Below are 13056 nucleotides of genomic sequence, written 5' to 3' on the forward strand. Positions count from 1 at the left end.
CCAACAGGGTTTACAGCCATCAGTGTGGCGAAATACGGCCCAGGGAACATGCGCAAATCTGTGCGCGATCTTGGATGGTTCCTTCGCTATGTCGGCTACGCCTTAGTAGCTGGAGACCCAAGCATTCTTGCTGTTAATACACGCGGCTTAAGGGACCTGCTTGAAAAGGGTTGCTCCCTTCTGGCAACGAACGTGGCCCTCCAAGAAATGCGTGCAGCATCTGCCGCCTTATTAAGAGATCGCCCTGAGGCCCGTCGTCTCACCATCGAATGCTTTGACGTCCTGCTCAAAGAGCTTGCGGTCCCATCACCTTCGACACGTCAGAAACTAGGCAGTTCCGTACGCCAGGGTCTTCAACTCCCTGCGATCTACGCGTTGGCAGCCGAAACGGCTCAGCGTTTTGAAATGCGTTCAGGACTTTCCGGCGCTGAGAAAGCGGAGATTGTTCGCGCTGCCTATAGGCAGGTGTTCGAACGGGACATCGCTAAGGGTTACTCGCAAACCCCTTGTGAAGTTGAAGCCAGCCAGCTCGTGCAGGGCAAATTATCCATGCGCGAATTCATTCGTGCACTAGGAAAAAGCAAGGAATACAGGACCCAGTTTTATGGCCGATTCGTCAACAGTAGAGTCGTAGAACTTGCTTACAGACATTTTCTTGGCCGCGGAATCAGTTCCCTTGAAGAATTTCGAAAGGCCTTCTCGATCGTTAGCGATCAAGGCCTCAATGGTCTTGTCGATGTCTTGATTAACGGCGCGGAGTACGCCCAAACCTTCGGAGAGGAAACCGTTCCTTACCTCCGTGATCTCGGAGAAGAGGCACAGGAAAGTGCTGGCTGGGGTTCAAATCGCCGCCTCTTCCGATTTAGCGCCCCTTTTGAATCTGCACCTCAATACGTCACCCTCTATGCGGCCTATCGACAGCCCCTAGGAGACCAGCACGTCTACGGCGGTGGGAATGATCCAATCGGCAATCAATACGGAGCCATTTTCCCTTCAGCAACTGCATCAGTTTCCACCCGCCCAGCCCCCTTCGGATACGACACCCGTCGGCTACTGGTGAGTAACGGCCTGACCCAACCGGGTCAAATGGACAGTCCCCAGTTCCGCAGTAGCCGACCTCGCCGACTTGGACCCAAGATTGTGCGTCTTCAACAGATCGCAACTGGGGGTAACGCAATCCCACGCAGAGCTGGACAACCCAGCATCCGTGAAACTGAGTCCAGTACCCAAGCAGTGATTAAAGCTGTTTATGTGCAGGTTCTCGGGAATACTGGTTACGCCACCGAGAGAGTTGAAAGCGCCGAAAACAGACTTGAGAACGGTGATATCAATCTGCGTGAATTCATTCGCCTCGTGGCAAGGTCGAGTCCATTCCGTCGTCGCTACTGGGAAGGCCTGTACATCGCCAAGGCCATCGAAGTCATGCACCGACGTCTGCTTGGTCGCCCCACATTTGGCCGCTGGGAAATCGACGCTCTATTCGACACCGCGGCGCGTCAGGGCTTCTATGGCGTGGTCGATGCTCTGATCAATGGTCCAGAGTTTTCAGAATGCTTCGGTGATGACACCGTTCCCTATGAACGCTTCATCACTCCAAAGGACCTCACCAGTCGACGTGCGCCGACATGGAAAGAGCAACTCAATCTTGAAGCCCAAATTGAGTTCAACCTAAGAGCACGCCCTGAACTTAAATCAGGGAACAGCTTCAAGACCCCTGGTGACATAACCCCAAGGAATCTTCAGTCTCAATCGAGCGGCTCGATTGACAACTGGATCAAATCGGAGCCACTCCGCAAAACTGATTCACGTGAAGAGTCCATTGCGCTGACCCAAGCTGGAAGCACTACAACCAGTGCAAAGCAACCCACTTGGGCAGGGAAAGTCAGCTTCAAAGGCTCAGCATCTCCAGAGGTGCCAGGTGCACGACTGAGTCGCGCTCTTGACAGTCAGAATGCAGCAGGCTTTGCCAGCAAAATAGGGATCTCATCTTGGATCGAGCTCAAGCCTCCTTTTACAGAAGACGAATTAAAATATGCAGTCGAAGAAACTTACCGACAACTGATTAATTTCATACCCTTTGATGATCAGAGACTTACAAGTGCTGAATCAAAACTACGCAACTTAGATATCAATTTGGCGGAATTCATAGAAGCCGTCGCGATGAGCGATGCATTCCAGCAAAGGCTTTCGCGAATTGCCCCCCTACGGGTTGCACCTGCCGCAAGTCTTGCCCTCCTTGGGAAAACGGCTACTCCATCAGAGGTCGCAGAATTCCTGAAGACGCGAGCTGAAGAAGGGCAACGACAGGCCATTAAGAACATGATGAAACGTCGCAACCCTGAAGACTGCAATCGCCTGCTCCAAGTCAAGCTCAGTTCTTTCTCTGGAAGGAAACCCTTCAGCAATTTGAAGAAGATGAGAGGAGAGCAAATCCTTGCTCCCACCCAGCTCACCACCGGCCCGCAGCTGGAAGCTTTAGTTCTTCCCTCTAAGGAAAACTTAGCCTCCCAATCTGACTCAAATACAAGTCGATCCATCCGCAACCTCACTTTTACATCCTCAATTCTGGGGAAGCAAAAGTCTGGCTTAGCCAATGCCCTTCAAACGCAAGACGCAAGTGGTTTCACACGTAGAGGCGGAATCTCCTCCTCCATTCAACTTAAGCCGCCGTTTAGCGAGGAAGAGCTACAAATAGCGATCTCAGAAACTTACAGACAACTTCTAAATCGCATACCTCTCGACACTGAGCGCTTAATCACAGCTGAATCACAATTGCGCAATAAGGAAGTTGACCTCTCAGGATTTGTGAAATCCGTAGCCCTGAGTGAAGCTTTTCAAAACCGCTTATCCAGCATGTCTCCTCTTCGCGCAGCAGCGGCGGCAGGACTTGCATTACTCGGCCGCGCGAGCACACCAGCAGAAGTCTCGGAATTTTTAATCACCCGCGCACGAGACGGTCAACCTCAGGCCACTCTTGACTTGCTCAACAAAAGGAAGCAAGAAGAGGCAGATGATGTCCCACAAATTAACGGCATGACCACTTCGGCAGGGCAAGACCAAGCCACAATGATCCGCACGTCGATGCTTTACCGAGGCAACGCAGGACTTAATCCACCCACAGACTCACCATTATGAGTTTTCCTCATCGAGCCAGGACATAGCCAAACAACAACCAGCAACTAACAGCGATTGGATACATTGACTAATTAAACCCAAATAAGGAATATTTACCCCTAACAGCAAAACAAACGCATAAAATTCACAACAAACAAACAAATAAACATTACCCCTCCAAAGAAGGTGCTCGAAAATCAATACTCTGACTCTCCAAAACGGAAGATCACAAGGCTTGAAACACGCGAAACAACCTTCTGCATTTCGCATTTGCGAATTGAGCAGTATCGCCCATGAACTTCTTAATACAAGGCGACTCGCAACCAGCTCGGCAGCAATGAAGATCTGTTACCGACTCAGAGGCGATTCTGACTGTTGAAGGAGAATAAAGAGGCGAAAGTTGGATACGGCTGCCGCCACTTCCAACTTCTTCGAGAAAGGTCAACAGATACAACATCTGCACCCTTTTCGACCTGGATTCCCCGTCCAACCCCCAAGCAGCCCTTAAGCTGCTTACCGATCTCTTTGAGATCACCAAATACACCCCACATTCACCGGCATATCGGCCTCCTTCGGGCGGCCGCTTGTTTCGAGGTAGAACTGCATGAGCATCGTCTCCAACTCGATCATCAACGCGGACGCCGAAGCCCGCTATCTCAATCCTGGCGAATTGGACCAGATCAAGTCCTTTGTCAGTGGCGGACAACGCCGTTTGCGTGTCGCCCAGGTTCTCAGCGAGAGCCGTGAGCGCATCGTCAAAACAGCAGGTGGTCAGCTGTTCCAGAAACGTCCCGATGTCATTTCCCCTGGTGGCAATGCCTACGGTCAAGAGATGACCGCAACCTGTTTGCGTGACATGGATTACTACCTCCGTCTTGTCACCTACGGAGTCGTTGCTGGCGATGTCACTCCGATCGAAGAGATTGGCGTGATTGGTGCCCGTGAGCTTTATCGCTCGCTCGGCACACCTCTTGAAGCCCTGGCTGAGTCAGTGCGCGAAATGAAATCAGTTGCCATGAGTATCCTCACGGGCTCAGATGCCGAAGAGGCTGGCTTCTATTTCGATTACGTGATCGGCGCTCTCGCCTGAATCATCGGAATCACCAATCTTCCACGCCACTTCATCTGATCCATGCAAGACGCGATCACCAACGTTATTAACAAGTCCGACGTTCAAGGCTTGTATTTGGACACCACGTCCATGACCAGCCTCGAGCAGTATTTCACCAGTGGTGAGCTGAGAGTGAAAGCTGCAGCAACGATCAGTGCCAATGCTTCTTCAATCATTAAAGAAGCTGTAGCCAAATCCCTGCTGTACTCGGACATCACACGTCCAGGCGGCAACATGTACACCACGCGTCGCTACGCAGCTTGCATCCGCGACCTGGATTACTACTTGCGCTATTCCACCTACGCGATGCTCGCTGGTGACACCTCCATCCTTGATGAGCGTGTTCTGAACGGCCTCAAAGAGACCTACAACTCCTTGGGAGTGCCGATCGGCGCAACCGTCCAGGCCATCCAAGCCATGAAAGAAGTCACCGCTTCCCTGGTCGGCCCTGATGCTGGAAAAGAGATGGGTGTCTACTTCGACTACATCTGTTCTGGACTCGGCAACTGATGCGTCTCTTCAAGGTCACAGCCTGCATCCCCTCACCTGAGAAGGTCCGTTCGCAGCGAGAGTTGCAGAACACTTTTTTCACCAAGTGGGTTCCCTACGAGAGCTGGTTCGCTGAACAACAGCGAATCCAGAAGCAAGGTGGCCGCATCATCAAAGTTGAACTTTGTACAGGTGGCCTTCAGGTCAACGTTGGGAATTAATCACCAACGCGTTTCAATGCATCACATCAACCCGGCCTAGGTCGGGTTTTTTATTGTTTTGGCTTGGCAAAACGTTCAGAGGGCGGCTCAATAGAAGCCGGACTCTTCATCTCTAGATCTCTTGAGCGACACCAGCGTGACCTCCAGAAGGAGCCGACCCACGCGGAAGGGGGCTCTTAAAAGCCCTAAGGATTCAGCATCCAATCCGCATGGATTCTGGCAACGTTTGTTACCTCTCAATTGGTCTCTTTGGCCAACAGAGGCAAGGCTGCTCCTGAGTCTCACTGCCATCTGGTGTGTTGCTGGATTATTGGTCTTGGCATCGGCGAGCTGGTGGGTTGCTGCTCGCGAACAGGGAGAAGGGGCTTACTACCTCAAACGCCAACTGGTCTGGATGGTGGCTAGCTGGAGCCTGATGACGTTCGTTGCGTCCACAACACTGAGACGTTGGCTCAAAATCGCCGGCCCTGGTCTCTGGATCGGCTGTCTGATGGTGGCTGCCACCTTGGTGATGGGCACCACGGTGAATGGAGCAAGTCGGTGGCTGGTGATTGGTCCTATCCAGATCCAACCATCAGAGTTGATTAAACCGTTTGTGGTTCTTCAGGCTGCCAATCTCTTCGCCCATTGGAAGCGGAACGCACTCGATCAAAAGCTGCTCTGGCTATCAAGCTTCGCCATCCTCGTTCTGCTGATCCTCAAACAGCCGAATCTCAGTACAGCATCACTGATCGGTCTGTTGATCTGGTTAATGGCATTCTCTGCAGGGCTTCCCTTGCTTCAACTGTTTGGGACCGCACTAGCTGGAGGCATGCTCGGAATCAGCAGCATCCTGATTAATGAATACCAACGCATCAGGGTGATCTCGTTTCTGAATCCTTGGAATGATCCCCAGGGTGATGGATATCAACTCATTCAAAGCCTGCTCGCGATTGGATCAGGTGGGATTTTTGGGCAGGGATTCGGCCTATCAACCCAGAAACTGCAATATCTGCCCATCCAAAGCACAGATTTCATCTTCGCTGTCTATGCCGAAGAGTTCGGTTTCGTGGGGTCTGTGATGTTGCTGGTGTTTTTGATGCTGATGGGCTTCTTGGGGCTTCGTGTTGCTTTGCGCTGCCGAAGCAACCAGGCAAGGCTTACCGCCATTGGCTGTTCAACCCTTCTCGTAGGACAGTCACTGATGAATATTGCCGTGGCCTCCGGAGCCATGCCCACAACAGGCCTCCCCCTTCCTCTGGTCAGCTACGGAGGAAATTCATTGCTCTCCAGCATGGTGATTATTGGCTTATTAATCCGATGCTCACTCGAATCCACAGGCTTAATCGGTGGTCGCAGCCTCCGCGAGCAACAGCGCGGTGGATAAGGTGAACTTGAATTGATCCCGGTCGCACCGGTACAACCATTTCCTCATTCGAGCTGGCACTGTCCGACCTTGCCCGCAACAGCGAGCAACTGCTCAACCATGCGCTACAGCAGCCTGGTCCAATCACTGTGGCTCTTGTCTTTGCAGGAGGAGCTTTAACGAGCCTGGGCCCCTGTTCCCTCTCTTTGCTACCTGTCACCCTCGCGTACCTAGCCGGCTTCGAGAACAAGCAAAAACCTTGGCAACGCAGTCTTTCCTTTTGCGCTGGCATCGTGGGAGCCCTGGTTGTGCTTGGAAGCCTGAGTGGATTGCTGGGCCGCATCTACGGTCAAGTTCCTGGTTTGGTACCAACCCTTGTTGCGGTCCTAGCAATGGTGATGGGGCTCAATCTTCTCGGCGTGGTTCGAATCCCCCTTCCCGCAGGGCCAGACCCCATGCGTTGGACAAGCAAGGTGCCCGCTCCGCTAGCCCCTGTTGCGGCCGGATTAGCGTTTGGTCTCGCTGCTTCACCCTGCACAACTCCGGTACTGGCTGTGCTACTTGGCTGGATTGCAAGCACGGGACGTCCCCTCCTCGGGGTGCTGATGCTCACAAGCTTCGGGATTGGTCAAGTCCTACCTCTCCTCCTTGCAGGCAACTTGGCAGCCTCACTACCACGGTTGCTGGCGTTACGGCCCATCGGCCGCTGGGTTCCTCCCATCAGTGGGGTGATCCTGTTTGCCACAGGCACGCTCACCTTGTTAGCGAGATTGACCTGATCTGATGCCTGCACTGCGCCGACTCTTTGCCCTGCTTTCGGATCTTCGATTAGCGATCCTGCTCCTTCTGCTGATTGCGGGAGCAAGCGCCCTTGGGACCATTCTTCCCCAGAACGAAGCGCCTGATTTGTATCTCGAGCGATTCAATGCAGACCCATGGCTGGGAATGATCAATGGCGAACAGATGTTGCAACTGCAGTTGGACAGCATCTATTCCAGCGTGTGGTTTTTAAGCCTTTTGGCTTGGCTGGGATTGGCCTTGATCTTGTGCAGCTGGCGTCGTCAATGGCCAGCACTACTCGCCACGATGCGCTGGATTGACTACCGCCAACCCAGACAACTGAGCAAGTTGGCGTTGGCCGAATCAATTCACTGTTCCAACGGTGAGTCGGCCTTAGACACACTGAGTGAGCAACTCCAAAAGCAAGGCTGGCAGGTCCAAAGGCAAGAGGCTCGCCTCGCGGCGCGGCGTGGCGTGATTGGCAAGGTTGGCCCCTTATTGGTCCACACCGGCTTGGTGCTGCTGCTAATCGGTGCTGCATGGGGAGCACTTTCTGGAAACCGCTTGGAACGCTTCCTTGCGCCCGGCCGAGCTCTCGACCTGCTTGACCCATCTGGCAACAACCGGCTTTCGCTCACCCTCGAACGCTTCGCGATTGAGCGTGATCCGGCGGGACGCACCGAACAATTCCGATCAACCCTGAGACTTGATCCTCCAGGAGGGCCTTCAGAGCAGCGCATGATCAGCGTGAATCATCCGCTCCGCTATCGAGGGATGACTGTTTATCAAGCGGATTGGTCGCTAGCTGCGATCACCGTGCAGATCGGCAAGAGTCCTGAACTGCAATTACCTCTCCGTAGTTTTCCCGAGCTCGGGGAACAAATTTGGGGTCTGGTGCTTCCCACACGGCCAGACGGATCCGAACCTGTGCTGATGAGCACAAGCAGTGAACAGGGCCCTGTTCAGGTGTTCGATGCAGACGGATCTCTGCTGGGCAACCTGCGACCTGGCGGGGCATCCACTGAAATCAAAGGACTGCCCCTGAGAGTGGCCGACATCATGCCTGCCAGCGGACTGCTCCTTAAGCGTGACCCAGGTGTCCCTCTCGTTTATGCAGGTTTCGCGATCACACTGCTTGGCGGAGGCCTCAGCTTGATCGCAACCCGACAGCTCTGGGCCGTACTCGACCCGCCACCATTTCAGCCATCCAACAGACAGCTGCACATTGGCGGACTTTGCAATCGAAATCTCGCTGGCTTTGCGGCCGAATTGCCAATCCTGATCAGCAGGATTGACGGGTCCCGTGACTGACTCTTACAACCGTATGAACATTGCCACGAGGGTTGAAATCAGCTTCGAGCTGCATCCAAACGGGGGCACAGGCCGCGACTAAATCATCAAGAATTTTGTTCGCCACCTCTTCATGGGAGATCGAAGTGTTGCGAAAGTGATTGATATACAACTTGATCGCTTTCAGCTCGACCACTCGCGGTCCGGGCTGATAAATCAAGCGCAATACCGCGAAGTCCGGATAACCAGAAAAGGGGCAAAGGCAAGTAAATTCAGGCAATTCGATCGACACCTCATAGGGGCGCCCTGGCCTTGGGTTGTCGAAACAGATCAACTCCGCATTTGCAATAGCTCTTTCGCCATACAGCGGAGTTTTGGTGAGCTCAGTGCCGGGATTGTTCATCGAACGAATACGGAAAACTCCAGCGCCCGACCCTAAAGCCAGCCCTCCAAAACTGTTGAGTGGAGCTCAGCGCTGCTTGATTTGGTATCAACACGTACAACCTATAAACAGGAATGCAGGCCTAATAGGGGGGTGTTGGACTTGCTTGCAATGGATCTCAGTCTGATTACCGAGGGACAGGCTCTCCGTCTACAGCCTGAGAGCGTTCACGGCATGTTGTGGCTTCAAACTCACTTCGAAAAGTCCCATTGGGAGCTACTCGCTGAGGGCCTTGCCACGGTGAGTCAGTCGAATGTCGATGAGTTGATCAAGGATGCCTCAAACGCCGGATTGAACCTTTCTCCTCTCCCGGCCCTGTCATCTCAGCTCAATTCCTGACACACTCAAGAGAACGATCACTCAACAATCCATGAAAAAGGTCGAAGCCGTCATCCGTCCCTTCAAACTTGAGGACGTCAAATTAGCTTTGGTTAATGCCGGCATCGTGGGCATGACCGTGAGCGAAGTGCGCGGATTCGGTCGTCAGAAGGGGCAAGTAGAGCGATATCGCGGTTCTGAATTCACTGTTGAATTTCTGCAGAAGCTGAAAGTTGACGTTGTGATCGACGATGACCGCGTTGAAGCTGTGATTAACGCCATTGCGGAAGCAGCAAAAACGGGAGAAATCGGCGACGGCAAGATTTTTGTTTCTTCTGTCGACACCGTCGTACGGATTCGCACCGGCGATCGTGACAGTTCAGCCCTCTGATCTCAGGGTGTCCTGAATCACCTCTCGAATCTTTTCATCAGAAATCTGATGTGGCTCAAGCTCGCTTAACCACAACAGATATTCGTGGTTGCCGGCGGGACCTGTTATCGGCGATCCCACAACTCCCAGGGCGTTCCAGCCCAGGGAGTGTGCGGAATCGATCACTGAGGCAATCGCATCCCTGTGAGCCAAGCCATCTCGCACCACCCCGCCTTTACCTACCCGATCGCGACCCACTTCAAACTGAGGCTTCACCAACACCAATGCTTCGCTCCCCCGCGGTTCCAGCAAGGCGCGAATAGCTGGAAGGACAAGAGACAAGGAAATAAACGACACATCTGCAACAGCCAGAGTGGGGAGGTCGTCTTCAGGCCCATAGAGCTCAGTTGCGGTCAGTCGGCGCAAATTGGTGCGCTCTTTAAGGACAACGCGTTCATCAATGCGCAAACTCCAGGCCGTCTGGCCATAGCCAACGTCGATGCCATAAACCCGACGAGCTCCGTGTTGCAGCAAGCAATCGGTGAAGCCACCCGTCGAAATCCCTCCGTCAAGACAGGTGCGCCCCTCCACCGAGACAGGGAAAGCCTCCAACGCTGCCAGCAACTTTTCACCACCTCTAGACACAAACCGAGGAGGCTGCTCCACAATCAATTCGAGATCGATCAAAACGGTTTGACCTGGCTTGTCGAGCAGCTGCCCCCGATGATCTCTGACCTTGCCGGCGCGGATGAGCTGTTGCGCTTGCTGACGGGATGCAGCCAACCCCAACGTCAGCATGTGGAGATCTAAACGCTGTTTACGAACCATTTCGACATAAAAGCACCGTGAAACCGAAACAAATACCGGAGTTCCACCCGGAGTTCCGCAGACCTCCCTGAAGATCTTCGCAAGCCGCACGCAAGTCCGTGTCAGCCAACAACGTCTTCAACATCAAAAGCGGACGCCGCCAGTCCCTTCGAGCCAAATTTTGTCGCAAGTCCAGCGAGGCGTCGAACCGCGTACTTGAGCTACTGGCCCCTGGGTCTTTTGTCACGCTCGACAATCACCCCCAAGATCTCCCTCCCTTTCAAGTCATTGAATGTCGTGGGGGCCTCTGCTGGGTGCGTCAGCAAGCCTGGGGACAGAACGTTCAGTGGGAAGTTGAGCATCGCCGCCTCACATCGGCTTAGAGCTAATCGCAATGTCCAAGCCTTCAGCGCCATACATTGGTTGAGTTGTCGCCACGCGCTGGCCCTTGATCGAGAGATACACCCTGCCCGAGATGGGCGAGATCTGGACAGACCGTGCCAAATACCAAAGTTGGCTGGATGTTGAGGTTGCTGCCTGTGAGGCCAACTGCAGGCTTGGTCGTGTCCCACAGGATGCGATGCAAACGATTCGCGAACAGTCGGCGTTTGAACCGGAGCGGATCCTTGAGATCGAGGCCGAGGTCCGTCACGACGTGATCGCTTTCTTGACCAATGTGAATGAGCACGTTGGCGATGCAGGACGGTACATCCACGTCGGCATGACCAGTAGCGACGTTCTTGATACAGGCCTGGCGCTGCAGTTGAAAGCCTCAGTCGTTCTTCTGCGCCAGGAGTTGGCTGCCTTGGACGACGCGATTGCCAAGCTGGCGGCCGCACACAAAGCCACCGTGATGATCGGCCGTTCTCACGCGATCCATGGAGAACCGATCACCTTTGGCTTCAAGTTGGCTGGCTGGTTGGCCGAAACCCGCCGCAATAGTGAGCGTCTGGCTCGCCTAGAGCGTGATGTAGCCGTAGGCCAAGTAAGCGGGGCCATGGGCACCTACGCCAATACGGACCCAGAGGTGGAAAAGCTCACCTGCGAGATTCTCGGCCTCAGTCCCGACACGGCAAGCACTCAAGTGATCTCCCGCGATCGCCATGCCGACTACGTACAAATCCTCGCCCTGGTTGGAGCCTCGCTCGATCGCTTCGCGACCGAGATTCGCAACCTGCAGCGCACTGATGTTCTTGAGGTCGAAGAAAGCTTCGCCAAGGGACAGAAAGGAAGCTCGGCCATGCCCCATAAACGCAACCCGATTCGCAGCGAGCGCATCAGCGGATTAGCGCGCGTGCTGCGTAGCTATGTGGTGGCGGCTCTGGAAAACGTGGCTCTCTGGCACGAACGTGACATCAGCCACAGTTCAACGGAACGGATGATGCTGCCGGACTGCTCTGTGACCCTGCACTTCATGCTGCGAGAGATGACCGCCGTCATCTCTGGCCTTGGGGTTTACCCAGACAACATGATCCGCAACATGAATGTCTACGGAGGGGTGGTCTTCAGCCAGCGGGTACTGCTCGCCCTCGTGGATGGGGGTATGAGCCGGGAGGATGCTTACGAAGTGGTGCAACGCAACGCCCACAGCGCTTGGAACACCAATGGAGGTGACTTCCGCGCCAACCTTCAAAGCGATCCCGAGGTGAGCAACAAGCTCAATGCTGACCAACTAGCGGAGTGTTTCAGCACCCAGCTACACCAAGCCAACCTAGGAGTCGTCTGGGACCGACTCGGCCTCTGAGTCAATGTTCTGGACTCCCTATGCCGACTGGATTTATGTGGTTGTAAGCGTGAGCGGGATGCTACTCATCATCGTGCTGGTGCTTCGCCCTGAGGCAAAGTCATGACCCAAACAACAAGGACTGAACACGACAGCATGGGGCCTGTAGAGGTGCCGGCCAAAGCCCTCTGGGGGGCACAGACCCAGCGATCCCTGCAGAACTTCGCCATCAGCGATGACCGCATTCCTGTTGATCTGATCCATGCCTTAGCGCAAATCAAACAGGCGGCAGCGATCGTGAACGCTCGCCTGGGGGTGTTGGATCACAACCGACGCGACCTGATCGTGAAGGTGGCGGCCGACATAGCCGAGGGGCGTCACGACGATCAGTTCCCCCTAAGGGTTTGGCAAACCGGTAGCGGCACCCAAACAAACATGAATGTCAATGAGGTGATCAGCAACCTCGTATCGCGAAGCGAGGGGGAGCCATTAGGCAGCCATCAGCCAGTACACCCCAACGATCACGTCAACCGCTCGCAGTCCACCAACGACGCCTTCCCCGCAGCGATCCACATCGCTGCAGCAGCAGGCATCCAACACCGACTGTTGCCGGAAGTCCAACAACTCAGCGAGGCGTTTGCCACCAAGAGTGAGGCCTGGAGAGACATCGTGAAGATTGGCCGGACCCACCTACAGGATGCTGTGCCGCTGACCCTTGGCCAAGAAGCTTCTGCTTGGCGCGATCAACTCAGCAGTGCCAGGGACCGAATCGAAACATCGCTGCAGGAGCTGTACCCGCTCCCGCTAGGCGGCACCGCGGTTGGAACGGGCCTCAATGCCCCGGAAGGCTTCGCCGCTCAGGCAGCGACTGAACTGGCACGCCTAAGCGGGTTGCCCTTGACCTCGGCTCCGAACAAGTTTGCTGTGATGGCAAGCCATGACGGCCTGGTGAATGCCATGGGCCAGCTGCGACTCCTCGCGGTGAGCTTGCTAAAGATCGCCAACGACCTCCGTCTCCTTGCCTGCGGCCCACGCGCTGGGCTAGC

15 protein-coding genes are annotated in these 13056 nt (G+C 54.5%); 13 read left to right on the plus strand and 2 right to left on the minus strand.

The window, feature by feature from the left end; translation table 11 throughout:
• The 7 genes from NCN04_RS02615 to NCN04_RS02650 form a co-directional block, all read left to right on the plus strand.
• On the plus strand, positions 1–3135 hold a 3135-nt coding region (locus tag NCN04_RS02615; RefSeq protein ID WP_350223225.1), incomplete at its 5' end, for a phycobilisome rod-core linker polypeptide.
• 583 nt (positions 3136–3718) lie between these two features.
• Positions 3719–4204 carry an allophycocyanin subunit alpha gene (apcA, locus tag NCN04_RS02625; protein WP_048347159.1) on the plus strand — a complete coding sequence of 162 codons (486 nt, stop codon included), beginning with the start codon at positions 3719–3721 and terminating at the stop codon, positions 4202–4204.
• A gap of 42 nt (positions 4205–4246) precedes the next feature.
• Positions 4247–4735 carry an allophycocyanin subunit beta gene (gene apcB, locus NCN04_RS02630; RefSeq protein ID WP_011620232.1) on the plus strand — a complete coding sequence of 163 codons (489 nt, stop codon included), beginning with the start codon at positions 4247–4249 and terminating at the stop codon, positions 4733–4735.
• Positions 4735–4935 (plus strand): phycobilisome linker polypeptide, encoded by a 201-nt coding sequence (locus tag NCN04_RS02635; RefSeq protein WP_011620233.1) that lies wholly within the window; start codon positions 4735–4737, stop codon positions 4933–4935. Before apcB ends, NCN04_RS02635 begins: the two co-directional genes overlap by 1 nt.
• Positions 4936–5056: 121 nt before the next feature.
• Positions 5057–6301 carry an FtsW/RodA/SpoVE family cell cycle protein gene (locus NCN04_RS02640; protein ID WP_048347160.1) on the plus strand — a complete coding sequence of 415 codons (1245 nt, stop codon included), beginning with the start codon at positions 5057–5059 and terminating at the stop codon, positions 6299–6301.
• An 89-nt stretch (positions 6302–6390) separates the two neighbouring features.
• Positions 6391–7059 (plus strand): cytochrome c biogenesis CcdA family protein, encoded by a 669-nt coding sequence (locus tag NCN04_RS02645; RefSeq protein WP_245407371.1) that lies wholly within the window; start codon positions 6391–6393, stop codon positions 7057–7059.
• 4 nt (positions 7060–7063) lie between these two features.
• Positions 7064–8371 (plus strand): cytochrome c biogenesis ResB family protein, encoded by a 1308-nt coding sequence (locus NCN04_RS02650; protein WP_250395104.1) that lies wholly within the window; start codon positions 7064–7066, stop codon positions 8369–8371.
• Here NCN04_RS02650 and queF read toward each other — a convergent pair.
• On the minus strand, positions 8343–8753 hold the full coding sequence (gene queF, locus NCN04_RS02655) for a preQ(1) synthase (protein WP_048347163.1): 411 nt from the start codon (positions 8751–8753) through the stop codon (positions 8343–8345). The two genes, NCN04_RS02650 and queF, sit on opposite strands and share 29 nt — an antisense overlap.
• A 150-nt stretch (positions 8754–8903) precedes the next feature.
• Between queF and NCN04_RS02660 the strand changes: the two genes are divergently transcribed.
• Positions 8904–9131, plus strand: coding sequence for a hypothetical protein (locus NCN04_RS02660; RefSeq protein WP_048347164.1), 228 nt, complete (start codon positions 8904–8906; stop codon positions 9129–9131).
• A 31-nt stretch (positions 9132–9162) separates the two neighbouring features.
• On the plus strand, positions 9163–9501 hold the full coding sequence (locus NCN04_RS02665) for a P-II family nitrogen regulator (RefSeq protein ID WP_011620239.1): 339 nt from the start codon (positions 9163–9165) through the stop codon (positions 9499–9501).
• On the opposite strand, the gene NCN04_RS02670 is transcribed toward NCN04_RS02665, so the two are convergent.
• Positions 9490–10308, minus strand: coding sequence for a TlyA family RNA methyltransferase (locus NCN04_RS02670; protein ID WP_048347165.1), 819 nt, complete (start codon positions 10306–10308; stop codon positions 9490–9492). The two genes, NCN04_RS02665 and NCN04_RS02670, sit on opposite strands and share 12 nt — an antisense overlap.
• A gap of 98 nt (positions 10309–10406) precedes the next feature.
• Between NCN04_RS02670 and NCN04_RS02675 the strand changes: the two genes are divergently transcribed.
• The 4 genes from NCN04_RS02675 to NCN04_RS02690 all read left to right on the plus strand — a co-directional run.
• Positions 10407–10670, plus strand: coding sequence for a hypothetical protein (locus tag NCN04_RS02675; protein ID WP_048347166.1), 264 nt, complete (start codon positions 10407–10409; stop codon positions 10668–10670).
• Between the two features lie 65 nt (positions 10671–10735).
• The gene (gene purB / locus NCN04_RS02680; RefSeq protein ID WP_048347167.1) at positions 10736–12031 is read left to right on the plus strand and encodes an adenylosuccinate lyase; all 1296 of its coding nucleotides are present in this window, start codon (positions 10736–10738) and stop codon (positions 12029–12031) included.
• Positions 12032–12035: 4 nt separating this feature from the next.
• Positions 12036–12137 carry a hypothetical protein gene (locus tag NCN04_RS02685; protein WP_048347168.1) on the plus strand — a complete coding sequence of 34 codons (102 nt, stop codon included), beginning with the start codon at positions 12036–12038 and terminating at the stop codon, positions 12135–12137.
• A partial coding sequence (locus tag NCN04_RS02690; protein ID WP_250395105.1) for a class II fumarate hydratase occupies positions 12134–13056 on the plus strand: 923 nt, incomplete at its 3' end. The genes NCN04_RS02685 and NCN04_RS02690, both read left to right, overlap by 4 nt.

Origin of the sequence: Synechococcus sp. MU1655 (assembly GCF_023630655.1) — a bacterium.
Classification (GTDB): domain Bacteria; phylum Cyanobacteriota; class Cyanobacteriia; order PCC-6307; family Cyanobiaceae; genus Synechococcus_C.